This window comes from Pseudooceanicola aestuarii (assembly GCF_010614805.1).
Lineage (GTDB): Bacteria > Pseudomonadota > Alphaproteobacteria > Rhodobacterales > Rhodobacteraceae > Pseudooceanicola > Pseudooceanicola aestuarii.
Genome location: NZ_JAAFZC010000005.1, coordinates 1 through 24,426 on the forward strand (window position 1 = coordinate 1; position 24,426 = coordinate 24,426).

General features: G+C 61.5%; 29 protein-coding genes and 1 pseudogene. 13 read left to right on the top strand and 17 right to left on the bottom strand.

Annotated features, from left to right (window positions below; translation table 11 throughout):
* Positions 1-202 precede the first annotated feature (202 nt).
* Positions 203-1,528, top strand: coding sequence for an APC family permease (locus G5A46_RS18270; protein WP_163851971.1), 1,326 nt, complete (start codon positions 203-205; stop codon positions 1,526-1,528).
* A 7-nt stretch (positions 1,529-1,535) separates the two neighbouring features.
* Here the strand turns inward: G5A46_RS18270 and G5A46_RS18275 are convergent, their stop codons facing one another.
* The gene (locus tag G5A46_RS18275; RefSeq protein ID WP_163851973.1) at positions 1,536-2,180 is read right to left on the bottom strand and encodes a hypothetical protein; all 645 of its coding nucleotides are present in this window, start codon (positions 2,178-2,180) and stop codon (positions 1,536-1,538) included.
* Positions 2,181-2,289: 109 nt separating this feature from the next.
* On the opposite strand from G5A46_RS18275, the pseudogene G5A46_RS18280 reads away from it, so the two are divergent.
* The 3 genes and pseudogenes from G5A46_RS18280 to G5A46_RS18290 form a co-directional block, all read left to right on the top strand.
* A pseudogene (locus tag G5A46_RS18280) lies at positions 2,290-2,409 on the top strand (IS5/IS1182 family transposase); the annotation flags it as partial.
* Positions 2,397-3,119, top strand: coding sequence for a cytochrome c biogenesis CcdA family protein (locus G5A46_RS18285; protein WP_007803446.1), 723 nt, complete (start codon positions 2,397-2,399; stop codon positions 3,117-3,119). The pseudogene G5A46_RS18280 and the gene G5A46_RS18285, both read left to right, overlap by 13 nt.
* Positions 3,120-3,312: 193 nt before the next feature.
* Positions 3,313-3,978, top strand: a complete 666-nt coding sequence (locus tag G5A46_RS18290) for a L,D-transpeptidase (protein ID WP_007803448.1) — start codon at positions 3,313-3,315, stop codon at positions 3,976-3,978.
* Positions 3,979-4,025: 47 nt separating this feature from the next.
* On the opposite strand, the gene G5A46_RS18295 is transcribed toward G5A46_RS18290, so the two are convergent.
* On the bottom strand, positions 4,026-4,313 hold the full coding sequence (locus G5A46_RS18295) for a hypothetical protein (protein WP_369817429.1): 288 nt from the start codon (positions 4,311-4,313) through the stop codon (positions 4,026-4,028).
* 177 nt (positions 4,314-4,490) lie between these two features.
* Here G5A46_RS18295 and G5A46_RS18300 point away from each other — a divergent pair, with 177 nt between their 5' ends.
* Together G5A46_RS18300 and G5A46_RS18305 are read left to right on the top strand one after the other, a co-directional pair.
* Positions 4,491-6,845 (top strand): heavy metal translocating P-type ATPase, encoded by a 2,355-nt coding sequence (locus G5A46_RS18300; RefSeq protein WP_207287124.1) that lies wholly within the window; start codon positions 4,491-4,493, stop codon positions 6,843-6,845.
* Positions 6,846-6,911: 66 nt separating this feature from the next.
* On the top strand, positions 6,912-7,421 hold the full coding sequence (locus G5A46_RS18305) for a L,D-transpeptidase family protein (RefSeq protein WP_037953501.1): 510 nt from the start codon (positions 6,912-6,914) through the stop codon (positions 7,419-7,421).
* 3 nt (positions 7,422-7,424) lie between these two features.
* Here the strand turns inward: G5A46_RS18305 and phnE are convergent, their stop codons facing one another.
* From phnE to G5A46_RS18325, 4 genes are read right to left on the bottom strand one after another with little or no spacing between them, the layout of a single operon-like run.
* A complete protein-coding gene (gene phnE, locus G5A46_RS18310) occupies positions 7,425-8,183 on the bottom strand; it encodes a phosphonate ABC transporter, permease protein PhnE (RefSeq protein ID WP_163851975.1) in 759 nt (252 codons plus the stop codon).
* Positions 8,183-8,965, bottom strand: coding sequence for a phosphonate ABC transporter ATP-binding protein (locus tag G5A46_RS18315; RefSeq protein ID WP_163851977.1), 783 nt, complete (start codon positions 8,963-8,965; stop codon positions 8,183-8,185). The genes phnE and G5A46_RS18315 overlap by 1 nt, the downstream gene beginning before the upstream one ends.
* Positions 8,962-9,837, bottom strand: coding sequence for a phosphate/phosphite/phosphonate ABC transporter substrate-binding protein (locus G5A46_RS18320; RefSeq protein ID WP_163851979.1), 876 nt, complete (start codon positions 9,835-9,837; stop codon positions 8,962-8,964). Before G5A46_RS18320 ends, G5A46_RS18315 begins: the two co-directional genes overlap by 4 nt.
* The gene (locus tag G5A46_RS18325; protein WP_239521092.1) at positions 9,837-11,702 is read right to left on the bottom strand and encodes a cytochrome c peroxidase; all 1,866 of its coding nucleotides are present in this window, start codon (positions 11,700-11,702) and stop codon (positions 9,837-9,839) included. The genes G5A46_RS18320 and G5A46_RS18325 overlap by 1 nt, the downstream gene beginning before the upstream one ends.
* A gap of 109 nt (positions 11,703-11,811) precedes the next feature.
* Here G5A46_RS18325 and mntR point away from each other — a divergent pair, with 109 nt between their 5' ends.
* Positions 11,812-12,270, top strand: coding sequence for a manganese-binding transcriptional regulator MntR (mntR, locus tag G5A46_RS18330; protein WP_008327326.1), 459 nt, complete (start codon positions 11,812-11,814; stop codon positions 12,268-12,270).
* Between the two features lie 94 nt (positions 12,271-12,364).
* On the opposite strand, the gene G5A46_RS19685 is transcribed toward mntR, so the two are convergent.
* From G5A46_RS19685 to G5A46_RS18380, 11 genes are read right to left on the bottom strand one after another with little or no spacing between them, the layout of a single operon-like run.
* Complete coding sequence (locus tag G5A46_RS19685) at positions 12,365-12,532, bottom strand: hypothetical protein (protein WP_204318808.1); 168 nt, start codon at positions 12,530-12,532, stop codon at positions 12,365-12,367.
* Positions 12,532-14,103: an apolipoprotein N-acyltransferase gene (gene lnt / locus G5A46_RS18335; RefSeq protein ID WP_009807490.1), complete on the bottom strand. Its 1,572-nt coding sequence runs from the start codon at positions 14,101-14,103 to the stop codon at positions 12,532-12,534. The genes G5A46_RS19685 and lnt overlap by 1 nt, the downstream gene beginning before the upstream one ends.
* Positions 14,100-14,573, bottom strand: a complete 474-nt coding sequence (gene lspA, locus G5A46_RS18340) for a signal peptidase II (protein WP_007803461.1) — start codon at positions 14,571-14,573, stop codon at positions 14,100-14,102. Before lspA ends, lnt begins: the two co-directional genes overlap by 4 nt.
* 4 nt (positions 14,574-14,577) lie before the next feature.
* Complete coding sequence (locus tag G5A46_RS18345; RefSeq protein WP_054540603.1) at positions 14,578-15,360, bottom strand: ZIP family metal transporter; 783 nt, start codon at positions 15,358-15,360, stop codon at positions 14,578-14,580.
* 22 nt (positions 15,361-15,382) lie between these two features.
* Positions 15,383-15,841 carry a DUF411 domain-containing protein gene (locus tag G5A46_RS18350; RefSeq protein ID WP_007803465.1) on the bottom strand — a complete coding sequence of 153 codons (459 nt, stop codon included), beginning with the start codon at positions 15,839-15,841 and terminating at the stop codon, positions 15,383-15,385.
* A gap of 3 nt (positions 15,842-15,844) precedes the next feature.
* Positions 15,845-17,218, bottom strand: a complete 1,374-nt coding sequence (locus tag G5A46_RS18355) for a M23 family metallopeptidase (RefSeq protein WP_007803467.1) — start codon at positions 17,216-17,218, stop codon at positions 15,845-15,847.
* Positions 17,215-17,841 carry an SCO family protein gene (locus G5A46_RS18360; protein ID WP_007803468.1) on the bottom strand — a complete coding sequence of 209 codons (627 nt, stop codon included), beginning with the start codon at positions 17,839-17,841 and terminating at the stop codon, positions 17,215-17,217. Before G5A46_RS18360 ends, G5A46_RS18355 begins: the two co-directional genes overlap by 4 nt.
* Positions 17,841-18,311 carry a copper chaperone PCu(A)C gene (locus tag G5A46_RS18365; RefSeq protein WP_008327335.1) on the bottom strand — a complete coding sequence of 157 codons (471 nt, stop codon included), beginning with the start codon at positions 18,309-18,311 and terminating at the stop codon, positions 17,841-17,843. Before G5A46_RS18365 ends, G5A46_RS18360 begins: the two co-directional genes overlap by 1 nt.
* Positions 18,312-18,333: 22 nt before the next feature.
* Positions 18,334-18,993 (bottom strand): DsbA family protein, encoded by a 660-nt coding sequence (locus tag G5A46_RS18370; protein WP_054540605.1) that lies wholly within the window; start codon positions 18,991-18,993, stop codon positions 18,334-18,336.
* Positions 18,990-19,412, bottom strand: coding sequence for a disulfide bond formation protein B (locus G5A46_RS18375; RefSeq protein WP_007803474.1), 423 nt, complete (start codon positions 19,410-19,412; stop codon positions 18,990-18,992). The genes G5A46_RS18370 and G5A46_RS18375 overlap by 4 nt, the downstream gene beginning before the upstream one ends.
* Before the next feature lie 5 nt (positions 19,413-19,417).
* Positions 19,418-19,984 (bottom strand): SCO family protein, encoded by a 567-nt coding sequence (locus G5A46_RS18380; RefSeq protein ID WP_007803475.1) that lies wholly within the window; start codon positions 19,982-19,984, stop codon positions 19,418-19,420.
* 213 nt (positions 19,985-20,197) lie between these two features.
* On the opposite strand from G5A46_RS18380, the gene G5A46_RS18385 reads away from it, so the two are divergent.
* The 6 genes from G5A46_RS18385 (at position 20,198) to G5A46_RS18410 (ending at position 24,249) form a co-directional block, all read left to right on the top strand.
* Positions 20,198-20,626: a MerR family transcriptional regulator gene (locus G5A46_RS18385; RefSeq protein ID WP_007803476.1), complete on the top strand. Its 429-nt coding sequence runs from the start codon at positions 20,198-20,200 to the stop codon at positions 20,624-20,626.
* An 82-nt stretch (positions 20,627-20,708) separates the two neighbouring features.
* Positions 20,709-21,329: a cation efflux transmembrane domain-containing protein gene (locus G5A46_RS18390; protein WP_008327361.1), complete on the top strand. Its 621-nt coding sequence runs from the start codon at positions 20,709-20,711 to the stop codon at positions 21,327-21,329.
* Between the two features lie 69 nt (positions 21,330-21,398).
* The gene (locus tag G5A46_RS18395) at positions 21,399-21,962 is read left to right on the top strand and encodes a transglutaminase-like domain-containing protein (protein ID WP_007803479.1); all 564 of its coding nucleotides are present in this window, start codon (positions 21,399-21,401) and stop codon (positions 21,960-21,962) included.
* Complete coding sequence (locus G5A46_RS18400) at positions 21,952-22,917, top strand: cation diffusion facilitator family transporter (protein WP_007803480.1); 966 nt, start codon at positions 21,952-21,954, stop codon at positions 22,915-22,917. Before G5A46_RS18395 ends, G5A46_RS18400 begins: the two co-directional genes overlap by 11 nt.
* On the top strand, positions 22,889-23,251 hold the full coding sequence (locus tag G5A46_RS18405) for a SpoIIAA family protein (protein ID WP_050532584.1): 363 nt from the start codon (positions 22,889-22,891) through the stop codon (positions 23,249-23,251). The genes G5A46_RS18400 and G5A46_RS18405 overlap by 29 nt, the downstream gene beginning before the upstream one ends.
* Before the next feature lie 302 nt (positions 23,252-23,553).
* Positions 23,554-24,249 carry a hypothetical protein gene (locus G5A46_RS18410; protein ID WP_230802396.1) on the top strand — a complete coding sequence of 232 codons (696 nt, stop codon included), beginning with the start codon at positions 23,554-23,556 and terminating at the stop codon, positions 24,247-24,249.
* Positions 24,250-24,426: the final 177 nt, after the last annotated feature.

Sequence of the window (24,426 nt, forward strand, 5' to 3'; positions counted from 1 at the left end):
GATCTACAACGCCTCCGGCGTGCCGGTCGCGGCGGGAGTTCTGTTTCCCTTCTTTGGCATCCTCATCAGTCCGATGTTTGCTGCCTTCGCCATGAGCGCGTCGTCAATCTCGGTGGTGCTCAATTCGCTGCGCCTTCGCGGCGTTCGTATCTAGAAGCGCGCAACAGCGTTCGGACGAACCAAAATTAAAAGGGGGCCATTTATGCAGAGCGAAAAAGAAACGTACCGCGAAAATTCCATCAGTCTGGGCGGAGCCGTTGCGATGGGGACAGGCGTGATGATCGGCGCTGGAATCTTTGCGTTGACGGGGCAAATCGCGCAGCTCGCCGGCCCGCTTTTCCCGCTTGCATTCATCGCCGGCGCGGTCGTCACAAGCTTCAGCGCCTACAGCTACATCAGGATGTCGAACAAATGGCCGTCCTCGGGTGGCATCGCCATGATCCTGCAGAAATGCTATGGCCCCGGAGCCATCGCGGGCGGGGCCGCACTGCTGATGGCGCTCAGCATGGTGATCGCGGAAAGCCTCGTCGCCCGGACCTTCGCCACCTATGTCTTGCGCCCTTTCGATATCGAAGGTGGCCCATTGGTCCCCGCTCTGGCCGTGGCCGTAATCGTTTTCGCCTTTCTGGTGAACATCGCCGGAAACCGCTCGGTCGGGCTATTTTCGCTGATCATGGCAGCGATCAAGATCGGAGGCATAGCTCTGTTCGGCATCGCGGCCCTGTGGTCCAGTGGTTTTGCGTTCGCCGCGGCCTCCGAGACGCCTCAATCCTACAGTATAACCGGTTTCATAGCATCCACGGCGCTGGCTATCCTTGCCTTCAAAGGGTTCACGACGATCACCAACAGCGGGGCCGAGATCACCGAACCCAACCGCAACGTTGGCCGAGCAATCATGTTCTCGATCGGGATCTGCGTCGTCGTTTACCTGTTGGTAGCCTTCGGGGTTGGTTCGAGTCTGACGATCGAGGAGATCATCTCGGCGCGTGACTATTCACTGGCACAAGCGGCGCAGCCCGCCCTTGGACAAACCGGCTTCATACTGACGGTGATCCTGGCCGCTGTCGCAACCGCGTCCGGCGTTCTGGCCAGCGTCTTCGCGGTGTCGCGCATGCTGGCGATGTTGACGGACATGGAAATGATCCCGCACAGCCACTTCGGAATGTCCGGCCCTATCCAGCGCCACACGCTGGTCTATACCGTTGTCATCGCTTCAGCGCTGGCCGTGCTTTTCGACCTGGGCCGGATCGCATCCCTCGGTGCCTTCTTCTACCTTGTAATGGACATGATCATACACTGGGGCGTGTTCCGCTATCGTCGAACAGATGTGGGCGCCTCCGGTATCGTGCTTTTGAGTGCCCTGTCGCTCGATGCGATTGTACTGGCAGCTTTCACCGTGATGAAGCTTCAAAGCGACCCGATGATCGTTCTCTACGCCGCTGTCGGGATGATCGCCGTGTTCGCCTTCGAGCGCGTTTACTTGTCGAAGTGGATGGCACCGCAAGCTGCACACGCCCACGGTGATTAGCGTGCCGTCACCTGGCATGAAGAGCTGCGATGGCTTGTGCGCCGATCGTGATCAGCCCGACCGAAAAGGCAAACGCAGCCAAGGCGAGCAACATCACGCCCGTGTTCATGGGCAAGCGACGAACAACCGGTCCAAGAAATTCCGACCGCCCGAGAGCCGAGACGTAGAGCGGCAACGCGCTTATCATAGTCGCATAGAGGTAAACGCCGGAGATGTTCTCGAAAAACGCCGAACGCGCAAGAGTCGGGGATACAACCGCCAAAGCGGTTGAACGATTGCCGCCGAATGACCCGAACCAGTCGGCAGATAGAACGTATGTAAGCACGTGGAGACCTGGAAAGAGAAGGGTTCTGAGCAAGACATCGACCAGCACGAAAAACACCGTGTCTCTTGAGCCCGCCTTTGGTTGCTTTGTCATGGCGAAAAGGAAAAAACTGACGTAGTTGACGGCAAAAACCACGGGCAAACCGTTGGTCGCAACCTGCCTTAGAAAGCGCATGAGTGCCGGTCCGCCGGCAGCAAGAGCCGGAGCAAAGCCCGGAGCCAGTAAGACATAGAACAACAGGACCGGCAGTAATGCAGCGAAGCTGAACAGCAGGACATTTCTAAGAAACTGAGCCGCGGGCATACTGATAGAGAAAAATCTATCCATTGAAATAGCCTGCCATGTGGGCACCACTAGGTCGATGATACGGGGCGTTGTTGCACAAGTCTGACGCCTCAGGATTCCCTTCGCGAACCCATGCTGTTAGCCGCATTCCATGAGCAACCCATCTCCCGCCCGCTATCGTACGACCAACTGGTCCAGCTACAACGCATCGCTGCGCAAGCGGGGGTCCCTGCTGATCTGGGTCGACGAAGACATCACTTGGCGCGCGCCCTCACCGCCGCCCTCCTAGCCGGCACGATATCATTTCTGTCCCCCTGCGTGCTACCTCTTGTGCCAGGTTATGTCTCCTACGTAACCGGGCGCACAGCCGCTGAGGGCGGGGTGGTCGGCGCTTCGCCGTCGCGCGCGGTCTGGCTGAGCCTGTGTTTTGTCCTCGGCTTCTCCACCATCTTCATGGGACTTGGCGCATCCGCGACTGCAATGGGTCAGGCCCTGCTTCGGTGGCGGTATGAACTCAACCTCGTTGGGGGCGGCATCATCATTTTCTTCGGGCTCTTCATGATAGGAGCCGCGCGTGTTTCGGTCATGGAACGCGACTTCCGATTCAATCTCAACATCCCCGGGGGCCAACCCGCTGCGTCCTATGTCCTCGGTCTTGCCTTCGGTTTCGGCTGGACTCCGTGCATCGGCCCGATCCTCGGCGCGATCCTGACAGCCAGTGCGGCGAGTGCCACGATGGGCGAAGGTATCATGCTGCTTGCCGTCTATTCCGCCGGCCTTGGAATACCGTTTCTGATCGTGGCCGGATTCACCGACCAGATCGCGGGACGGTTGCGGGCCATCGGCCGGGTTGGCCGCCGCCTCCACCAGCTTGCGGGCATAGTGATGATCTTGATGGGGCTGGCGATGATGACAGGGCAGTTGAGCGCGCTGTCATACTGGATGCTCGACGTATTTCCGGTTCTGGGACGGATCGGATAGCTCCATTAGTAGCAGCGTCTATTGATAACAGAAAATTTTCTTGAACCTCTAGTAGCTTTAGGAGTTAAGCCACCGACAAAGAACGGCACCATGGAGCAAGTTGCCAATAACGCCTCACTCCTTCCCGGGCGAACAACACTGCGTTCGGGGTAAGGTTCGGTTTGCCGTCCAATGCGTGAACGGAGCAATCTATATGCTGACAAGACGACATTTCATCCAGACGACCACCGCGCTGTTTTCGGCATCGATATCCAGCCCGCTCCTTGCAGACACGTGGCCTACCGATGCGCAGAAGGCAGCTTGGGACGCACAGGTTACACCTCCCGGCTACGACCCGGCCACGTCCAACCCTTGGGGCCTTCACCCTCGCTTCCTGCCACAGCGGGTCCTCGCGAAGGACGGACTTGTACCCGGTGATATCCATGTCGATGCTGTTGCGCGCTATCTCTACCACATCGAAGAAGGCGGCACGGCGATGCGCTATGGCGTGGCGATCGCGCGCGGTAAACTTTACGAACCGGGCACCTATACGATCAAGCGCAAGGTCAGGTGGCCGCATTGGCAGCCGACACAAAACATGATCGACCGCGACCCAGAGCTCTACGCCGATATCGCTGACGGTATGGAACCCGGACCTGAAAACGCGCTCGGATCGCGAGCCCTCTATCTCTTCGTCGGCGACCGAGACACCTATCTAAGGATTCACGGGACACCGTATCCAAGAAGCATTGGCGGCCGTGCGAGTTCCGGCTGCGTCCGAATGGTCATGGCACACATCAATGATCTCTATCCCAACGTCGAGATTGGCTCGACGGCATTCCTGTACTCGGCGGAAGACAGCGTCACCCCGAGAAGTTGACTGGCGCATCATGTGTTACGCGTGGGCTTGACGCATCTATGGGCTGATCAGGACTGGCGCGAAGTGCAGATGGGGTTGCCACCTGCCGAGCGTAGCGGAACCAAGGTGTTTTCCACCGGACCGCTGTGTTCATACCAATAACAGCCATCCTCGGGACGAAGCCGCGCCGTGGTGAGATCCTGACCAGGCGCAGCAAGGGCAATGACGGCCTCGGGAACACTTCCCACTTCGTTGCGAGCGCCGCCGTCGTCCAGCGTTGGCACCGCGCAGCCAGCAAGCACCAATGTCGCTGCGATAATCGGCGCGTTTCGTTTCTGCATGTCTACCTCACTCATTCTGATCGCTTCGTACCGGCAAGCGTTGCTCCAACCGCGTCGTTTCAAGGGGGCGGCTAGCTTCAAGCCTCCGCAGGGCGCCTTTCTTGCTGGACGAATATCCACTTGTTGCCCTTGAAGCTCTAGTTACTGTAGGGGCTATGTCAATGTGGAATCAATGAATCCTGAGGTCAATCCATGTCTTCCGACGGCAACCGCAACGATCACGGCCATCCGGGTGATCAAGAGCATTCTGACCCAAGAGGCAACTCCTGTTGCGACGCCAGCAAGGACGTCGCGTCCACGGCGCCAGCGCCGTCTGGCGGAAGGAGCTTTCAGGTCTCCGGGCTCGATTGCGCCGAAGAGGTGGCGATCCTGAACCGGGTTGTCGGGCCGAAAGTGGGCGGAACCGAACACCTGGCATTCGACGTGATCAACGGGCGAATGACCATCCTCGATAGCGCCGAGAGGATACCAGACGACGAAGTCACGCAGTTGGTCGCAACGACCGGCATGAGCGCCAAGCCATGGGATGCCGACAACGCAGCAGAGGACCAGGCGGCGCATCTGGCACGTCAGAAGCGCTTTACCTCGTTGAGCGGCGGCTTCTGGGCGGCGGGATTCCTTTTTCACATTGTCGAGACCGGCATGGGCGGCGCGCTCGGGCTCTTTGCGGGCCATGGCGAGGTGCCTATGCCTATGGTGGAAGCAGGGATCTTCGCCGTCGCGATTCTTTTTGGCGTCTGGCTTGTCGCGCCCAAGGCCTGGTCTTCGGCGCGGAGGCTTAGCCCCGACATGAACCTGCTCATGGTGGTGGCCGTCGCGGGCGCCATCGGCCTCGGCGAGTTTTTTGAGGCCGCGACGGTCGCCTTCTTCTTCTCGCTTTCGCTTTATCTTGAGAGCTGGAGCGTGGGGCGGGCGCGTAATGCGGTTTCCGCGCTCCTCGATCTGGCGCCGCCAACGGCGCGGGTTCTTTACGACGACGGATCTGAATCCGACGTTCCGGCCGCGGCCGTGGCAGTCAATGCAAGGTTTATCGTGCGCGGCGGCGACCGGATCCCCCTCGACGGTGAGGTCGTGGACGGGGCAGGGGCCGTCGATCAGGCCCCAATTACTGGGGAAAGCGCGCTAGTGCCCAAGGAACCAGGCGACGAGGTCTATGCCGGCACGATCAACGGCGAGGGCACACTGACGGTGCGGGCGACGAAGGCCGCCTCGGACACGGTGCTCGCGAAAATCATTCGCATGGTGGGCGATGCCCATGCCCGCCGCGCGCCGGTCGAACAGTGGGTGGCCAAGTTCGCGCGCATCTACACACCCATCGTGATGGCTTTGGCGATCGCCATCGCGCTGGTGCCGCCACTGCTGCTCGGCGGCGCCTGGGACTACTGGTTCTACAATGCTCTGGTCCTTCTGGTCATCGCATGTCCTTGCGCGCTGGTCATTTCTACGCCGGTCTCCATCGTGGCAGCGCTGACCGCGTCGGCACGGGCGGGGGTGCTCATCAAGGGCGGCGCCTATGTCGAGGCGCCGGGGCGGACCACGGCACTGGCGATGGACAAGACCGGGACGATCACCATGGGCGAGCCTGAGGTGGCGGCGGTTCACCCACTGGTCGGCGTTTCCGCACGCGATCTCATGGCGCTGGCAGCAAGCCTGGAGGCGCGGTCTTCACACCCGCTGGCACGCGCCATCCTCTCGCGCGCCGAAGCCGATGGTGTTTCCGTGTCTGCCGCAGAGGACACCCGTACCGTGCCCGGGCGCGGTCTGGAAGGACGCGCCGACGGGCGCGCTATCTGGCTCGGCTCGGATCGCTTCGCCGAAGAGAAGGGGTTCGGCAATGCCATTCCGGCGGATCTGCGGGATCGGATCGAAGGGGCAGGGAGCACCCTCGTTGCCGTGGGTGACGAGACCGGCGTGACCGGCGTACTGGAGCTTCGCGACCGCATCCGCCCAGATGCAAAGGGGATCGTTGCGCGTCTGCATGCGCAGGGTGTGAAGACCATCGTGATGTTGACGGGCGACAACGAACGCACCGCGCGCGCGGTGGCAGCCGAAGTCGGCATCGACGAGGTGCGCGCCGAACTTTTGCCAGAAGACAAGGTGACGGCCATTGAGGAACTCGTCGAAAGCCACGACATGGTGGCGATGATCGGCGACGGTGTGAATGACGCACCGGCCATGGCGCGGGCGCATTATGCCATCGCCATGGGCGCTGTCGGATCGGATGCCGCGATCGAGACGGCCGACATCGCGCTGATGACCGACGACATCGGCAAGGTACCCTGGCTTATCGGCCATTCGCGCCGTGCCATGACGATCATCCACCAGAATATCGGCATATCGCTGGCGACCAAGGCGCTGTTCGTCGGGCTGACCGCGTTCGGTATGGCCTCAATGTGGGGCGCCATTGCTGCGGATGTAGGCGTGTCTCTGCTGGTGGTCGCCAACGCACTTCGGCTCCTGAACGGCCATCAGGTTGAGGCCGGGCCTTCAGGCGGAGAACCGGTGGGCGAGCAGATGGCGAAAGGAGCACTGGCGCACGGTCATTGATCCGGCGGTTTCGGTAGAGTAACGTCTGACATCAACCAGACCTCGCAAAAGGGGCGTCGAGCAGTGATGAATACCAGAATTCCACGGCGGGTCTTGCTGTTGGGCGGATTGGCCACCTTCCTGTCTGGCTGTGCCAGCAAGTTCCGGTCCTACAACGGACCCGAAGTGACCCGGCTGCGTATATACAAGGCGCAGCGGCTGCTGGTTCTTGACGGAACGGATGATGTCTTGCGGACCTATCCCATCGGATTGGGCTTCGCGCCCGAAGGCCACAAGCAGTTCGAAGGAGACGGCCGCACGCCGGAGGGCTCCTATCTGATTGACCGGCGCAACCCGGACAGCCTCTTCCACCTCTCCATCGGCATTTCATTCCCGAACGAGGCCGATATCGCGTTTGCGAAGGCGCAAGGAAAATCGCCGGGCGGCGACATTTTCATCCACGGGGGGCCGCGCAAGGGGATCGACCCGATGAACAAGCGCGACTGGACCGCAGGCTGCATCTCCGTCACAGACCGGCAAATCGAGGATATCTACGCCATGGTCAGGGACGGAACCCCCATCGACATCTATGCCTGATCGTCAGGTGAAGCGACGGCGCAGCGCAACGTTGATGGCTTCGATGGCGATGACCATGACGACGACGGCAATCGTGACGCTGGCCGCCTTATCATACTGGAAAGAGCGCACGTAGGTCTGGATGTAAAAGCCGATCCCGCCCGCGCCGACAATGCCGAGGATCAGCGACTCGCGCAGGTTCAACTCGAACCGGAAAATCGTGTCGCGGGCGACGACCGGCGCCATCTGCGGCCAGATCGCGTATCTGAGCCGCACGAGCGGCCCGGCGCCCGCGCTTTCAAGTGCTGCGATCGGCGCGCGGGACACGCCGTCGATCGCCTCGGCATAGAACTTGGCGAGCATCCCCGTTGCATGAAAGGCGACCGCGATGATGCCGGGCAGCGGCCCGAGCCCGACAGCGCCCACCATGAGCATGGCCACGAGGATCAGCGGAATCGCCCGGATGAAGGCAAGCAGCGTTCGGATCGGCCGAAACACCGCAGGCGATACCATCGTCTCAGACGCGAGAATGCCGAGGGGAACGGACAGGATCACAGCACCGAGGGTGCCGAGGATCGCGATCCTCAGCGTTTCCGCGCTGCCCTTCTTGATCTCGGCCATCACCGTCGGGTCAGGCGGAAACATGCGACCGAGGAAATCGGCGATCCGCGGGCCGGCCGACAGAAGTCGCGAGAACTCGACATCGGTCGTGGCGAAGGACCACAGGATCGCGGCTGCGATCAGACCGCTCGTCGCAAAGCCGCCAAACCCGCGGAACGCCATCAGGACACCGCCCTGAGGCTGATTCCGGGGATTGGCTCAACCTCCCGATAGAGCTCCGCTGTCGCATCCTCGTTCAACTCGGAGGTCGGCACATCAAAGGCGATCTGCCCGCCACGAATGCCGATGATGCGCTGCGCGAAACGCCGCGCCAGGTCGGGCTGGTGCGACGAAAACAGCGCCGTCGCGCCGCGCGCTTGCGCCGCCCCGGTCAGCAGCGCCAGGATCTCACATGCACGCGCAGGGTCGAGGTTGCTCACCGGTTCGTCGGCGAGGATTAGGAGCGGTTCCTGCGCCAGGCACCGCGCGATGGCCACGCGCTGCCGCTGACCGCCGCTGAGACTGTCGACCCGGCGTTCGGCAAGATCGGCAATGCCGCAATCGGTGAGTGCCGCGCGGGCAATCTCCAGATCATGCGCGGTCGGTGACCCAAACAGGGCGCGCAGGGGAGACATGCGTCCCAGGCGGCCGTTAAGGACGTTACGCAGAACCGTGGAGCGTTCGACCAACGCAAACTCCTGAAACACGAAACCGGTATCCGGACGGCGCGCGCGCGGCGGCGGGTGGTCGGGATCGAGCGGCGCACCCAGAACCGAGACCCGCCCGCTCCAGCCTTGGAGCCTGCCGTCGAGCAGCGCCAGCAGGGTCGTTTTGCCCGCCCCGGACGGGCCGAGCAAAGCGACGCTTTCGCCCGCCGGGACGCGAAGCGACACGCCTTCCAGCGCTGGGAGGTCCGTGCCCGGATGGGCAAAGCTCAGGTCGTCGATTTGGGCGGCAATGCTCATTCCAACAGCCCGTATCGGCGCGCCATGTCGCGCACGCCGTCATATGCGGCGCCGTCGGCCCTGACATAGCCGTCCGGGCCGTAGAGATAGCGCAGCTTTTCGCGGTTCTCTGGTGCGTTGAGCCTCAGCATCGCGTCGATGAACCGGTCCTGAAGGCCGGCGTCGAGCCCCGGACGTGCGATCACGAGGTGACTCGGGATTGGCTCGCTTTCCGCAATCCAGGTCACCTCTGCCTGCTGCAGCGGTGTCAGAAGCAGATCGGCGTACTGGCTGGCGCCTGCGGCATCGACCAGGCCTTCAGCCATGGCCTGCATGGCCTGCTGGTAGCCGCCCGCGAAGTAGACGCGGCCGAAGAATACTTCCGCCTGTCCGGGGCCTTCGATCAGCCCGGCCTCCACGAATTCGGCGAGCGGATAGAGATAGCCCGATTCCGAGATCGGATCCGCGAATGCGATGTCGCGCCCCCGCAGGTTGGCGAGCGCGCCGATGCCGCTGTCGCGCCGAACGAAGATGCGGCCCGTGTAACTCGGCGTGTCGCGATAGACCTCCGAGAGGAGCGGCACGGCACCGATCTCGGCCTCGGCCAGAACGAAGGGCAGGGCGCCCATGAAGGAGATATCTGCGTCGCCGTTTCTCAAAGCTTCGACCGCGGCCGCATGGTCGATGGTGACGAACCCCTCGACGGGGACGCCGATCTCACTGGCCAGCCAGCCGGTGATGGCCTCGATGTCACCCAGCAACTTCTCCGGGTTCTCCTGCGGGATGAAGGCGAGCCGCAACCCAGCATTCTGCGCAGCGAGCGGGGACGCCAGAGATAACGCACTCGCGCCAGCCAAAAGAAGCACGGTTCTGCGGTTCAGGTGCTTCGCCATCAGAAGGCCCCCTCTTCAATATCAGCGGCCTCGGCCTTGAATGCGCTCCAGCTTGCTCCGGCGGCCTCCCAGTCCTCGTTGCGCACCGCGGCGCTGACCTCGGCCAGGTTCTCTGCTAGCGCGTAGACGTCGGGCCGTGCGGCGAGGTTCGACATGGTGCTGGCGTCAGCCGAAAGGTCCGCTGCCACGGTGTCGGTCAGGAGCAGGATGTGCTCCGCATCGCGACGCGGCAGCAATGTGTCGAGCGTCGAGGCGAAGGTCGTCAATTCGGAGAATGCCAGCCGGAAGGTCGTGTTCTCGGTGTCGAATGCTTCATAGGGCTCGTCCGCCGCGCCCACGGTCTCCAGATAGGCGGTCAGATAAGTTCGCTCCGCTTCGGTCAGTCCGAGCGTCTTCGTCTCGTCGAACCAGTCTACGACAGCCGCCAAGGTCGGCAGCGATCCGTCATGGAAATAGGGCGCGGTATAGGCAGTGCCGAGCAGCGTCGGAGTGTCCAGTGCACCGGCGCGGGCGCCTTCATAGGCCGGCGCGACGGAGCCGATGTCGTGGGCCTGCCGGTCGAGGAAGTTCGCGTCCGGCACATGGCAACTGGCGCAGGAGCGGTCGCCGAGTCCCGCGAAGGGCGTGTTGAAGATCGCTTCGCCGCGCAGCGCAGCCTCGGGTGCGGCTTCGGTCAACTGACCGTCTGGTGTCAGCATGGAGTTGGGCAGGAAGTCGAACTCGAGCATGTAGGCGAGCAGCGCGTCCAGCATGAAAGGCGTCGGCTCCGCGCCGCCGAACTCATTGACAACAACGTTGCGGGTGAAGTCGCGCAGGGAAGCAAAACGACCGTCGCGGCCGTAGGGACCGGTAAAACGCAAGCCGCGCAGGCTGGGAATGTCGAGCGGGTCGTCGCGCCTGTCATTGAAGATCGAGTTGAAAAAGGCGCCGTCCACGTCGATCGCGCCCGGTTGGTGGCTGGCGCCGGGGATGAAGAGCCGCTGGTTGACGTCCGAGCGGTTGTGACAGGTCGAGCAGGCGATCCCGAGATCGCGCGCGGGGCTGCCGAAGATTTGCGCACTGTCGAACAGCATGTCGCCGTAGGCAACAAGCGGCAGATCCGTCTCGTCGATGCCCTGCTCCTCGAAGTTGAGAACGAGCAGCGGCAGGGGCTCCTGATCGAAAATGTCAGAGCCCGGCGGCAGGCTTGGCGGCACCTCGATGGTGCGGCCACTGGCTACGGCGGTTTCGGGCAAGGCGCTGAGCGTCCGACGCGGAGCAAAGTCATCAATGAGGTAGTTCTCCGCGAGATAGCCGGAAATGGCCGCGCGCGCGGTTGCCATCGTATCTCGATCCGCGGATGTTGCGCCAGCGCCGAGAACACCAGCGGAACCTGTGCTGCTGTTGAGTTCCAGCCAGGCGAGGCCGATGCGTCTTGCAGCTTCAGGATCGGCCGCCGCGATACCATCCTCAAACACACGGTAGAGTTCGCGTGCCGTTCGCACGGCCTGCTGTGCTGTCGCCGATTCTTCGGCCGCGAGAGCACGGTCCAAATTCTCCTCAATCCTGAGCGCTACAAGCCGCGTCGCCTCGGCGAAGACCGCCTGCAGGTCTTCGCGCATTATAGCGTCCAAGAGACCGTCAGGCTCGATATCGCTTTTGCGGTCCAGCCACGCCAGCGCCCCGACAGAGAATTCCGAACCCCGGTAGGGTTCCGTCCAGGCGGTCTCGATGTAGTCCCAGGGCAGAGGCTCGAGATTTCCAAGAAAGAGCGTCAGACGGTAGGCCGCTGCCTCGGGAAGCCAAGGCGCCTCCTTGGCCGGCGTCGCGGCGACAGGTCCGGACAGGAGGAGCGCACTTGCGAGTGTGGCGAGCAGCACTCTCATAATATTTCGCATCACCACGGCCTCCAAAGTAAAAAGTTAGACATGGCTAACTTATCTACCCGAAGCAAACAAGTTGTCAATCCCGCTGTTTCGCTGCAAAGTCCCGAGTATGACAAAGCTACAATCACAAGGGCGTGAGCCATTCGAAGCGGTCGACCGGGCTCCCGAGGCGCAGGCCGATGGCTTTGCGACCGTGCGTCAGGCACATGAAAGCGAGATGGCGGAGGATTACGTCGAACTGATCGCGGAACTGATCGAGACGCGCGGGGAGGCCAGACCGGTCGAGATCGCCGAGCGGCTTGGCGTGAAGCCGCCGACCGTGACCAAGAACATCTCGCGGCTCAAGGCTGCTGGTCTGGTCCGGCGGGAGCCATACCGCGCGATATTCCTCACCGATGCCGGGCAGGACCTCGCGGAGATCTGTCGACGCCGCCACAGGGTCGTCGTCGCCTTTCTTCTGAGCCTGGGAATCGACGAAGAGACCGCGGAACGCGATGCGGAAGGGATCGAGCATCACGTCAGCGGGACGACATTGGAGGCGTTCGAGCGACGGCTCAATCAGAAATGAGCTCGCCTAGATGCACATTCGCGCGATTCTCTATCGGGACCTCGAGCTATCAGGTCTTCAAGCCGCTGACACGTTTGCGCAATTTCGAAGCTCGCTAGCCGAGAACCCGCGACAGCACGATGGTTGCAAACAGGGCGACAAGTCCGAAGGCGATCGCAGACGCTACCGCATATTGGAGGATATCCAGTTGATTCCCCCTCCTCCGTCGTGCCAGATAGCCACCCCAGATCGCGCCTCCGATAGCGCTCACGATCACAAGCATCAGGATACCTCCGTTCCAAAATGCCGCGCATCGGGATCTCGTCCGAGCAAACTGGCCAGCCAGCCGAAGACCCAGCACCCAAAAACAAGAACCAACAAGGTCCAGTCGCCGAACCGCGCATAGGGCGTTGGAGTACGCGCGCCCGGCAGGCCGGCATCAATGGTGCCTGTTTCCCCGGTATCAAGACGCGCGACGACATTTCCATTGGCGTCGATGATCGCGGATATCCCAGTGTTGGCCGCCCGGACCACGGGAAGTCCCTCCTCGACCGCGCGCATCCGCGCGGAGGCGAGGTGCTGCTCGGGTCCGATGCTGGTTCCGAACCAGGCATCATTTGTGGCGTTGAATATCCAGTCGGGGCGGAAAAGGTCATCGACCACGTGGCCCGGAAAGATGATCTCGTAACAGATCGCCACCGCGACCAGAGGCGCGCCAGGGATCGCCAGCGTGCGCGGCCCTGGTCCCGGCGTGAAATCGCCCAACCCTTCGGTCAGCCGCTCGATGGGCAGCCAGCCTTTCAGGGGCACATATTCCCCGAACGGAACAAGATGATGTTTTGCATACCCCGTCAGAACCTCGCCGCTGCCGTCATAGGCCTGAACCGTGTTGAAATATCTGGTTCCCCCATCGCCCTCCACTCGGTCAGGCGCACCTGTCAGTAGGATCCTGCCGTCTGGCAAAGCTGCAGATATCCGCGCGCGTGCCGCAGCATCTTCGTCCAGAAAGCCGGGGAAGGCCGTTTCCGGCCAAAGCAGCAAATCGAAACGTCCGGGTTGCGCGGACAAGCCCAGGTATTTTTCCAAGGTTCGCTGGCGGCTGCCCGGTACCCACTTCTCGACTTGTGGCACATTGCCTTGGACGATGCGCAAAGCAACGTCTGTCGGCGGCACGTCCTGCCCTGACCGAAGCGCACCGCCAACCCAGAAACCCGCCACAGCAACGGCGAAGAGCACGAGAACAGGCGCGCGTCTCTTTGGCGCCGCCACAGTCAACACACCTGGCAATATGCCGATGAAGACCGTGAGAAAGCCCAAACCGTAGCTTCCGACCCAGGCGGCGGGTTGGCGCAGGGCGGCATAGTCGACAAGGGCATAAGCGGCAAGGTTCCAGGGAAACCCTGTCAGGACATGACCCCGCAGCCATTCCGTGGCCACCCAGCAGGTTGCAAACAGCAGGCCCGCCGCAATGCCGCCGACAGCTCGGCGCTGCATGATGGCGGCAAAAAGCATCGCCGCCATGCCCGGGAAGATGGCAAGTCCGGCGGACAGACCCGCGACCGCCGGAATCGCCAGTGCGCCGAAACGTTCGGCATCGACGTAAAAGCTCTCGGCGATCCAGGAAATTCCAATCCCGAATTGGCCCAGTCCGAAAGCCCAACCGACAAGGAAAGCGCGCGAGGTTGAGATGTTCCGGAGAACGATAAAGAGCACGGAGAAGGCGACAGGGACCGCGATGAGCCAAGAAAACGGCGGAAGAGTCAAAACCGTCAATCCGCCGGCAGCAAGGGCAAGACCCATGCGCTGGAACAGGTTCAGGTCCTCACTAACGAACTGCGGCAATCCCGGCTTCATGAATCGGTCTGAAGTCGAGCGCCAACCCACGGCGCAATGAGCAGCAGCATCACGCCGCCAACCACAAAAACATCGGCCATGTTGAAGGCAGGCCAGTGCGCCGTCCCGATGTAGAAATCGAGGAAATCCGTCACCGCACGATAGCGCAGGCGGTCCAGAATATTGCCGAGTGCACCGCCGATGATCGCACCATAGGCAATGGCCTCGACCCGGCTGCTGGTACGGACCAGCATGAACGCCAGCCAGACGCAGATGCCAAGCGCCAGTAAGACAAGGCTCCACCACGGCGCGCCGCCGAGAAGCCCGAAGGTCACTCCGTCATTGCGCAGGTAGATGAGATTGAAGCCGGGAAAGACCGATACGCCGGAACTAAGAACAGTCGCATTGGACACAACGATTGCCTTCGTTGCCTGATCGACAAGAAAGGCGATCAGCGCAGCAAGCAGACCGACGAAGAGGCAAGTTCTCATCAGCTTATCCCAGCCAGACGTCGAGGAACAACATGATCACAAGACCAACGGCGAGGCCGAGCGTCGCCCTGTTCTGATGGCCGGATCGGTGGGTTTCCGGAATGATCTCGTGGCTGATGACGTAGAGCATCGCACCTGCTGCGAAGGCGAGACCCCAGGGCAGCAGCGGTTGCGAAAGACTGATAATCCCTGCGCCGAGAAGTCCACCGACGGGCTCGACGAGACCGGTCAGAGCGGCGATGCCCCAGGCGCGAAGCCTGGAATAGCCCTCGCCGAGCAACGAAACCGCCACCGCCAGACCTTCGGGGGCATTCTGTAATCCAATACCGATCGCAAGTGGCAACCCGCCCGACAAACCGTCAGCCCCGAACCCGACGCCGACGGCAAGCCCTTCGGGAAAATTGTGGATAGTGATCGCGATGATGAAAAGCCAGACGCGCCGCAGCGATGCGGCGTCGGGACCTTCCCGCCCCGTCTTGAAATGTTCATGCGGTAGCCGTTCGTTCATCAGAGCGACCGCGCCCATGCCAAGCAGGATCGCAACACATACGATGGCCGCCGGGAGAGCACCGTTGTCGAACTGTCCTTCAGCTGCGTCGAGAGCCGGGATGATCAGCGAGAAGAACGAAGCCGCGAGCATGACACCCGCCGCGAAGCCAAGCAGCAGATCGCGCGTGGCCCGGGACGGGATGCGCCCAAAAAGAACGGGGACCGCCCCGACCGCGGTCAGCGATCCGGCGGCCAGGCTTCCAAGAAAGCCAAGCGCTATGGGGGAGAGGGGTTCCAATTGTTAAGGTTCTGCCGCGAGTTCAGTCAGGAGCCGAGTAGCTGGTGTAGACCTCGGTCGATCCGTCTTCGTGGATCAGGAAGACATCGTAAGCCTCCCGGTCGTCCTCCGGTCCCATGCCGGGCGACCCGTAGGGCATTCCCGGCACCGCCAGGCCTACCGCGTCTGGCCGGTCCTCCAGCAGGCGTTGGATGTCAGCCGCCGGCACGTGGCCCTCGATCACATAGCCGTCGACCAAAGCCGTATGGCAGGAGACCATGCGCTGCGGCACGCCATTGTCGAGTTTGAAGCGCACAAGAGATCCTCCGAACATGTCCTCGCCCATCGGCGCGAAGCCATTCTCCTCGAGGTGCTTCATCCAGGACAGGCAACAGCCGCAGCCGTTTGTCTTCCGGACGTCGATCTGAATCGCCTCTGCGACGGCCTGCGCCGCAGGAAGCAAGGCAAATGCGATGGCAAGGGCGGGAGTAAATCGTTTCATGGATCAAAGCCTTTCGGTTGTCGTCTGTGCAAATTCGCTGGCGAGCCTCTCAGCAAGAAGTGAACGCGCCTCACGCAGTCGCTCAAGCGCGGCCGTGTCGTCCGCTTCACGCTCGGCCGCCTCTGCCAATCGGTCGTCAGAGAGAGGGTCGGTTGGGCGACCGTCCACCAGCACTTCGTAATGTAGGTTGGGGCCTGTCGCGGTACCCGTCGCACCGACCCGCCCGATCATATCTCCGGCCATCACGCGTTGCCCTTGTGTGAGCCCGTCCGGTACGGCGCTCAGATGCGCATAGCGCGTCAGGGTGTCGGAGCCATGAGCGATCTCGACGACCCGGCCATACCCACCGCGTCGGCCGATGAAGCTAACGCGGCCCGGCGCCGTCGCCTGTACCGGCGTGCCGCGCGCCGCCGCGAAGTCGACTCCTGTGTGCATCCGTACATTGCCGTAGACCGGATGGGTGCGGCGCCCGAACACAGAACTCAGCCGTGCACCTTCGACCGGTTGCGCAAACACGCGCAGGACTTCTCCGTCGACATAGATCGTCGCTTGGCCGCTGCCGTCGTTCGGCCAGACGATTTCATAGACCGAGCCATCGATATCCAGTGCGGCAAAGGCAAGCTCGGGCTGACCAATCCTCTTGTTCCCGTCTCGGGCCTCGCGCCAAAGGAGGCGCATCGTCTCGCCACCCGCAAGATCACGACGGAAATCCACGGTGCCGCCCAGCATCTGCGCCAGGTCCACCGCAAAACGGGCGGGGATGTCTGCCGTGTTCAGGGCGGCGAAAATCGAGCTCTCGATCACCGCCTCGCCGGCGAAAGTCACCAATTCGGGATCCGGGTCCAACACGCGGGCGGCAAGCTGTTCGCCGAAGACCGCCTCTATCCGGACACCGTCTTCGACGGCGAGCTCTACACGACGCGGGTTGTCGTCCGTTGTGGAAACCACCGTAATGATGTGACCCGGACGCAGACGGCGCAGATCGTATTCCGTGCCAATCGCCAAGGCGATTTCGGCGCGATCCGAAGCATCCAGCCCCGCATCGGAAAGGACCGCATCAAGCGTCTCGCCCGACGCAATCTCCCGCGACCAGGTGACCAGCGGGGGCTCGATAGATGGCAAGGAGGTATCAGCGGGGGAAACGGTCAGGAGCGGCCGGGGTCTGAACTCGAATGCGATATCCGCCTGGGCGAGTGTAGGGCGGACCGAATTGGTTTCGGTAATCCGAGGCGGCGCAAGCGGATTGGGAGTCCAGAGGGTCGCTTCAGCAATCGCAGGGGGCACCGGTTCTTTGGACAGAACGCCAGAGATGGCGATGGCGGTCACCGAAAATGCGCCTGCGACCGCAACGGCCGCCAAGACAGTTCTTATCTTCATGTTGCCCCCTCTACGTCTTCTGTCAGTGCGCGCTGGATCTTCGGCACCGCGAATTCTCTTTGCTCGTGATAGTCGATCATGGTGACGAGCTCACCCTCGGCATCGAACAGGAATACGCTTGCCGTATGGTTCATCGTATAGCCGCCGCCCTCAGTCGGGACGCGCTCAAATGAGGCACGAAACCCTTCTGCAGCGCGGGCAATTTGGTCTTCCGGCCCCGTCCAGCCACGAATGACCGGATGAAAATAGCCGACATATTCGGCCATGGCCTCGACCGTGTCCCGCTCCGGGTCGACCGTGATGAAGACCACGTTCATCTCTGATGCTTCGTCGCCCAGTTCCTCAAGCCAGCCGGAAATATCCGATAGGGTCGTCGGGCAGACGTCCGGGCAGTAGGTGAACCCGAAAAACACCATTGTGGGACGACCGATCAGGTTGCCAGGCCCTACCTCATTTTCCTCGTGGTCGGTCAGCCGGAACTCCATCGCCGATAGGGGCAGGGGCCGCTGCCCTTTTGGTTCAGGCGCACCGGGCCCGTCCACCCGCCACCAGCCCACGAAGAGCGTCAGGCCAAGAACGCCGGCACCGGCTGCGCCGTATAGAAGGAGCTGCCGACGTTGCATCAGCCCTCCGGTCCACGCGCGGCGATTCCGAGGATTGGGACCTCGACCGTCACCTTGCCGCCATCCGAGAAGGTCAGTGTCAGCGGGAAATTCTCGCCTTCGGTCATCGGCTCTTGCAGCTTCATGAGCATGGCGTGCAACCCGCCCGGCTCCAATGCCACGCTTTGGCCGGGCTCAATCGTGATCTCGCCTGCAGGCGCCATGGAACTGACGCCATCGGAGTTGGTTTTCGACTCATGGATCTCGGGCATCATTGCCAGCGGTGTCGCAAGTCCGGTCAGCGTAACGGCGTCTTCACCCGTGTTGCGCACGGTCATATAGGCGGCACCTGGCCTGTTGACGCCGATCGAGGCGCGGGACCACGCATTCTCGACCACGACATCCTCCGAACCGGCCAGTGCGGGGGCCGACAGCCCTGCAACCGTCAAAAGCACGGCCAATGCATTGGTATATCTCAACTTCTTCACCACTCGTTTCTCCTGCCTCCGCAAATCAGCTTTGGCTTGCCGCAACTTCCACTGCCACCAGCCTCCGCAATTCGGCCTCACCGAACGGATCGAGAGGCTTGCCGTTCACGAAGAACGTGGGCGTTTGGCGGACCCCGACTGTCTCGACATCGGCGCGGTCCTGGTTGAGCACCGCCACAACACCGGGGGCCAGCATCTGTGTCCGGGCAGCTTCGACATCCAGACCTCCGCTTGCTGCAATCTCAAGGATCAATCCGGGTGCCGGGGTCCCGTGAGACGCCCATCTGGGCTGCTCTCGCAAGACTGCCTCGAGCACAGGTTCAAACACGTCCTGCATGCGCGCCGCCTCGAGCACACGGATCGCTTCTACCGACGCCTCGCCGTGAAAAGGCGTATAGCGGATTACAACGCGCACCGCGTCTCCGTGCTCCGCCATGATATCCTCGACGACCGGATAGAAAGCGCGGCATGCCTCGCAGGCCGGGTCGAAGAATTCAACGATGGTTACGGGCGCATCCTCGGGCCCGAGGATCGGGGAATAGGGTCGGATCAGCGCGTCGGCCATTTCAGGGTCGATGGGATCGGACGCGGCAATCGGGTCGGGGCGGGTGGCATACCAGGCGGCACCGCCGAAACCGGCGACCCCGAGCGCGAGAACGGACAGGATGAGGCCGCGTCGTTTCATTTTTGTGTTTCCTTCAGTGAGAGAGCCGACAGCAGACCGATCATCGCGAAGGCGACGAGCGCCATCAAAGGAATCGGAATGCCGAAGACCAGTTGATTGTCGTCGGTACAGGATGGGCCGGTCGCCGTGCAGGGCTGGATACGCTCGGGGATAACGCCGACATAGAGGCCCAAGTGCCAAAGCGCGACGGCGGCACCGCCCAAAGCCAGCGCGATCCCGTAGCGACCCACGCGCCGATCCTGCCACCACAGCCCAAGCCCGAGGATGATGGCCAAGGGGAACATGAAGGCACGCTGGAACCAGCAGAGCACGCAAGGTGTCTGCCCCAGAACCTCGCCGATGAAGAGCACGGCAAGCGACGCGGTGAGCGCGATGATCCAGGCCAGGCCAAGGGCCGTCTCTCCGGAAAGTCGGGTCATGACGATCAGATCCTCTGTCTCAGATCGGCGAGGATCTCTTCGGCGGGCGTGCCGTAGGGCCAGGAGTCCGCGAAGCCTGCTTGCGTGTCGAAAAGGAAAAGATGCGACGTGTGACCCATCGTGTATCCGCCCGGCGCAGTCGCCTGCTCGATCCGCTCAAAGAATATCGGAAAGGTTTCGGATGTCGCGGCGATCTGCTCCGGTGTACCGGTCAGCCCGATGATCCCTGCGTCGAACAGGGGCACATACTCGGCAAGTGCAGTCGGCGTATCCCGCTCCGGATCAATCGTTATGAAAATCGGCTGAACCATTGCTGCCTCATCGCCCAGGCCCTCCATCACGGCCGCGACTTCGGACAGTGTTGTCGGACAGACGTCGGGGCAATTGGTGAAGCCAAAGAAGACCAGCATCCAGCGCCCTGCGAAATCTTCGTCCGTTTGGACCATGCCGCGATGATCGGTCAGTTCGAAATCAGCAAGAAACGGTGGTTCACTCTCGGTGCGGGCAAGATCGGCACGGTAGTCGGACCATAGCAACAGCCAGATGAAAACGAACGCCGCCGCGCCCGCCAACACCCACAATACCTTCTGAAGACCTGAAAGCCTCACGCCGCTCCGCCCGAACCTGATTCTATATTTTGTGTGCGTTTACATCCTCTAGCTACTGTAGGTTCAAGCGTGATTGTCATCGATCGGCCAACAATCACCGATCTGTGAAACTCGGGTGAAGCTTGTGATGCGCACCGCATAAAGCTACACCCACTGTAGGTAATGTGGGGAGCGGAAATGCTGACGATTGGGACGCTGGCGAAGAAGACCGGAACAAAGGTGCAGACCATCCGGTATTACGAGCAGATCGGACTTATGCCTGAGCCCGGCAGGACCGAGGGGGGCCAACGACGCTATGGCGACGCCGAACTCGACCGCTTGTCATTCGTCCGGCACGCACGGCAACTGGGGTTCTCGTTGGACGCGATCCGTGAGCTCCTCGATCTCAGCGATCATCCGGGAAAGTCCTGCGCTGAGGCGGATGCAATAGCCCGTCGGCAACTCAAACAGGTCGAGCAACGATTGGCGCGGCTCGAGGCGCTGCGGACGGAATTGAAGCGGATGGTGCATGAGTGCAGCGGCGGACAGACTTCTGATTGCCGTGTGCTCGAGGTACTGCGCGACCATTCCGAATGCCTGACCGACCATGAAGAGATCGGCGCCTGAGCAATTTCGACGACCTTTGATCGGAACGCAAAAAGCCCGGTGTTAGTTACTCATTGGCAATTCACTAATTTGGATACCCGGCATGGCGGAGCAGAGAAACGCAACGGAAAGACGCACACTCTGGATCGTGCTGGGTCTCAACATCGGGCTGGCAGTCGCTTTCTTCGCCTCGGGCGCATTCGGCGAGTCAAGCGCGCTTATCGCCAATGGCCTCGACAATCTGTCGGACAGTTTCGTCTACGCGATCAGCCTCTTCGCGCTGTCCCGCTCCGCCAAGTGGAAGCGCGGAGCGGCGAACGTTTCGGGCGGCCTGCTGATCCTCTTCGCCCTTGGAATCCTGTATGACGCGTGGCGCCGCTACGTCGGCGGATCGGATCCTCTTGGCACGATCATGATTGTCATGGCGCTGGTAGCGGCGGCCATCAACGCACTTTGCGTCTGGCTGCTGGCACGGCTTCGCGATCCAGACGTAAACATCCGAGCGGCGAATACGTTCAGCTGGAACGACTTCGCGGCCAATCTCGGAATCGTCGTCGCAGGCGGGCTCGTAGCCTGGCTCGGAACGAATTGGCCGGACCTTGTCGTGGGCGTGATTGTCGCCGGCATCGCGGCCTGGGGTGGCGTCGGAATCCTGAGAGACGCGCATGGTGAACACCACAAGGCGGTGCACAATGACGATCAGGTAACCAAGGACTCGGCCTGAAATCGGGGCTTGAAGCTACAGTGACTGTAGCAACTACATATTCTCGTGAACGATTCGAGGAGATATCCCGTGAACCCCGCCGACCCTCATTTGGCCAAAACCCGGCTGCTGGATTTTGACGCGACCTCAATTGCAAAACTGATCGAGGAGCGCGGCTGGGCAGACCTTCCCAGCGACGACCGAATTGGGGCCATCTACGATTTCGTCAGGAACGAGATTACCTTCGGCTACAACCGCGCCGACGACATTCCGGCGTCCGAGGTCCTCGCAGATGGCCACGGGCAGTGCAACACCAAGGGCACGCTCCTCATGGCCCTGCTGCGTGGCGTGGGAGTTCGCTGCCGACTGCACGGGTTCACAATCCACAAGGCGCTTCAGAGAGGCGTCGTTCCGGAACTCGTCTATCCCCTCGCGCCGTCCGAAATCCTCCACTCCTGGGTAGAGGTGGACTTGGGCGACGGATGGGTCAATCACCGCCAGAACTTCGGATTTGTGCGCGACTTGCTCTATCGCCACGTCATCCGTCACTGGATGAATGCCAGGGTTCGCCGCATCCGCCGCGGAATCTTGCCGCCGGTCCCCGGATTCGATCGGCCGAACCACCGCCATGAGGAGACGAACCGTGCCGCATGATCACGGCCACGCCCACATCGATCCTCAATCCGGTGATCGTCGCGTCTCCATCGCCATCTGGGCCAACGGCCTCCTGACGGTCGCGCAGATCGTCGGCGGGATCCTTTCCGGCAGCCTCGCGCTGATCGCGGATGCCCTCCACAATTTCTCGGACATGGCGTCGCTGGTGATCGCCTTCTTCGCGCGTAAGATCGCTCGCCGCCCGGCGGACAAGCGCATGACCTTCGGCTATGGGCGGGTAGAAATCGTCGCAGCGCTCATCAACTACACGACACTTATCCTGATCGGCTTCTACCTGATCTACGAGGGTGGCATGCGCATGATCGACCCACCAGAGGTACAGGGCTGGACGGTGGTGATCCTGGGCGGTGTGGCACTGGTCGTCGACACGTTGACGGCGCTGCTCACCTATTCGATGCAGAAAGGCAGCGTGAACATCCGTGCGCTCTTCCTGCACAACCTATCGGACGCTTTGGCCTCCGTGGCGGTCATCATCGGCGGCTCACTCATCCTCCTCTACAACATGCGGTGGGTCGACCCGGCGATCACCATCGGCATCGCTCTCTACATCCTCTACCTCGCATTTACCGAGATCGGCGGTCCGATTCGGACGCTGATGCTCGGCAGTCCACCGGACATCGATAATGAAACCGTCGTTCAGGCGATGCGGGGTGTGGATGGTGTCGCGGACGTTCATCACGTGCATCTGTGGCAGATGCAGGAGCACGAGGCGGCTCTGGACTGCCACGTCGTGCTGACAGCGGACGGCTGGGGTCAAATCGAAAAGATCAAGGCCGCGATCAAGGACCGGCTGAAGGACGATTTCAGCATCGGTCATTCGAGTCTGGAATTTGAGCACGAAGACCGCGCACACGAAAACGCTGACCTTTACGGTCACGGCAAACCGGAAAAAGAGGAGGAAAACCATGTTCACCGAGACACTGACAGCTCATGACGACACGATTGGCCTCGCCTGCGAGGGCAAGCTCAGCGAAAGCGACCTGAAACGGATGCACGCCCTGCTTCATGAGCGCCTGCAAGAGACAAGTAAGCCCGGCCTGGTTCTCGATCTCACGAGGTTCGAAGGCTACGATGGGCCGTCCGCTCTGCTCGAAGATCTGAAAATCGACACAGCCCATAGGAATGACTTCCGCCGCGTCGCTGTGGTGGGCGAAGGGGCTTTGTTGGAGTGGGGAACCAGGTTCGCCGACGTGCTGACCACGGCAGAACTCCGTCAGTTCGACCCGGCGGAAATGAAGGCGGCAATCGCCTGGGCAAGTGAAAGGTAGAGTAGCTTTCAATCAGATGCCTTCGCAGAAGACAGCATCTGTTCGAAACCATAAACAAAAGAACTACAGCAGTTGCGAGACCCAAGAGCAATCCGAAAGTTCTGAACATGGTCGCTCCTTTCGCAAAGGAGTAACTTTGGTACGGTGGCACTGCCCTTGCCGGGGCATTATCAAATCGTAATGTTTTAGCGGCTCAGGGCGCCAGTTGGTTAACATAAACTTCATTATGCGGCTTTATATTTTTCGTTGCGATAGTATATTATCGTATGTATGCTGAACTCCTCTCACGGAGGTCCCCCAGTATGCGCCATTTACTCAAGAAGCTCCTCCCCTCGGTCGCAGTCGCTTTGGCCGTGACAAGCTTTTCGCTGCCGGCACCCGCCCGCGCGCAGACCTACCCGATCGATTGCGCGATCCTCTTGTGCCTGTCTGGCGGCTGGCCCGCTTCCGTCCCTTGCGCCCGAGCCCGCGCCGAGTTCATCCGGCGGATTACGCCTTGGCCAGTGGAACCGCCGCTGCAAATCTGGCGCTGTCCCATGGGCGCGTCCTATGAGAGCGATCGGCAATCAAACAACGCTGACCGCATAATTGAAGCCTTGTACCGGACCGACAACCGTCGACCGCTCCAATCCTTGCCAGTAGATAATCTCGTTCCCACAGACTTCACCCTTCGGCTTGTTCAGGACCGCGCGGACATCGATATCAGCGGGCCAGAGTTCAATTTCGTGCGGTCCATCCGCGTCTTCGATGTACGGTATGCACGACAGCACGAGTCCGGGCGCGATGGGGATTGTAACCGAAGCGCGACCGTGGTCCTCGGCACCTACGGGACCCAAGGCGATTTCTCATGGCAGCGATCTTCCATAACTGCCCTGCCCGAGGCCCATGTGGGACTTGAACGTTGGGGCCAGAATTGCCCGGGTATCTATCACCGATCTGTCTTCGTCGATTGGCGTGACTATGAGGGCAATTACGGCTTCGAACAGGTGAACTACTAGCGCTGACAAAGACAGCTTTGCCATCATGCTGCGAGAATTTTAGCGTGCTGAGTTGTTCAAATACCGGCCCTTCGCTGCTTTCGGTGCGTTTGTCCGGAGAGCGGACTAAGCACCATTTCGCTGCGGCTGCGCCAGTGGCCGCTTCAGCTCAATCCGAAAAAACGGTTAAACCTAGAG

Excerpts from the sequence above, each read along its gene's own strand:
- G5A46_RS18270 (WP_163851971.1), top strand. The coding sequence starts at position 203 with ATGCAGAGCGAAAAAGAAACGTACCGCGAAAATTCCATCAGTCTGGGC.
- G5A46_RS18275 (WP_163851973.1), bottom strand. The coding sequence starts at position 2,180 with ATGGATAGATTTTTCTCTATCAGTATGCCCGCGGCTCAGTTTCTTAGA.
- G5A46_RS18290 (WP_007803448.1), top strand. The coding sequence starts at position 3,313 with ATGCTGACAAGACGACATTTCATCCAGACGACCACCGCGCTGTTTTCG.
- G5A46_RS18295 (WP_369817429.1), bottom strand. The coding sequence starts at position 4,313 with ATGAGTGAGGTAGACATGCAGAAACGAAACGCGCCGATTATCGCAGCG.
- G5A46_RS18300 (WP_207287124.1), top strand. The coding sequence starts at position 4,491 with ATGTCTTCCGACGGCAACCGCAACGATCACGGCCATCCGGGTGATCAA.
- G5A46_RS18305 (WP_037953501.1), top strand. The coding sequence starts at position 6,912 with ATGAATACCAGAATTCCACGGCGGGTCTTGCTGTTGGGCGGATTGGCC.
- phnE (WP_163851975.1), bottom strand. The coding sequence starts at position 8,183 with ATGGCGTTCCGCGGGTTTGGCGGCTTTGCGACGAGCGGTCTGATCGCA.
- G5A46_RS18315 (WP_163851977.1), bottom strand. The coding sequence starts at position 8,965 with ATGAGCATTGCCGCCCAAATCGACGACCTGAGCTTTGCCCATCCGGGC.
- G5A46_RS18320 (WP_163851979.1), bottom strand. The coding sequence starts at position 9,837 with ATGGCGAAGCACCTGAACCGCAGAACCGTGCTTCTTTTGGCTGGCGCG.
- G5A46_RS18325 (WP_239521092.1), bottom strand. The coding sequence starts at position 11,702 with ATGAGAGTGCTGCTCGCCACACTCGCAAGTGCGCTCCTCCTGTCCGGA.
- mntR (WP_008327326.1), top strand. The coding sequence starts at position 11,812 with ATGACAAAGCTACAATCACAAGGGCGTGAGCCATTCGAAGCGGTCGAC.
- G5A46_RS19685 (WP_204318808.1), bottom strand. The coding sequence starts at position 12,532 with ATGCTTGTGATCGTGAGCGCTATCGGAGGCGCGATCTGGGGTGGCTAT.
- lnt (WP_009807490.1), bottom strand. The coding sequence starts at position 14,103 with ATGAAGCCGGGATTGCCGCAGTTCGTTAGTGAGGACCTGAACCTGTTC.
- lspA (WP_007803461.1), bottom strand. The coding sequence starts at position 14,573 with ATGAGAACTTGCCTCTTCGTCGGTCTGCTTGCTGCGCTGATCGCCTTT.
- G5A46_RS18350 (WP_007803465.1), bottom strand. The coding sequence starts at position 15,841 with ATGAAACGATTTACTCCCGCCCTTGCCATCGCATTTGCCTTGCTTCCT.
- G5A46_RS18355 (WP_007803467.1), bottom strand. The coding sequence starts at position 17,218 with ATGAAGATAAGAACTGTCTTGGCGGCCGTTGCGGTCGCAGGCGCATTT.
- G5A46_RS18360 (WP_007803468.1), bottom strand. The coding sequence starts at position 17,841 with ATGCAACGTCGGCAGCTCCTTCTATACGGCGCAGCCGGTGCCGGCGTT.
- G5A46_RS18370 (WP_054540605.1), bottom strand. The coding sequence starts at position 18,993 with ATGAAACGACGCGGCCTCATCCTGTCCGTTCTCGCGCTCGGGGTCGCC.
- G5A46_RS18375 (WP_007803474.1), bottom strand. The coding sequence starts at position 19,412 with ATGACCCGACTTTCCGGAGAGACGGCCCTTGGCCTGGCCTGGATCATC.
- G5A46_RS18385 (WP_007803476.1), top strand. The coding sequence starts at position 20,198 with ATGCTGACGATTGGGACGCTGGCGAAGAAGACCGGAACAAAGGTGCAG.
- G5A46_RS18390 (WP_008327361.1), top strand. The coding sequence starts at position 20,709 with ATGGCGGAGCAGAGAAACGCAACGGAAAGACGCACACTCTGGATCGTG.
- G5A46_RS18405 (WP_050532584.1), top strand. The coding sequence starts at position 22,889 with ATGTTCACCGAGACACTGACAGCTCATGACGACACGATTGGCCTCGCC.
- G5A46_RS18410 (WP_230802396.1), top strand. The coding sequence starts at position 23,554 with ATGCGCCATTTACTCAAGAAGCTCCTCCCCTCGGTCGCAGTCGCTTTG.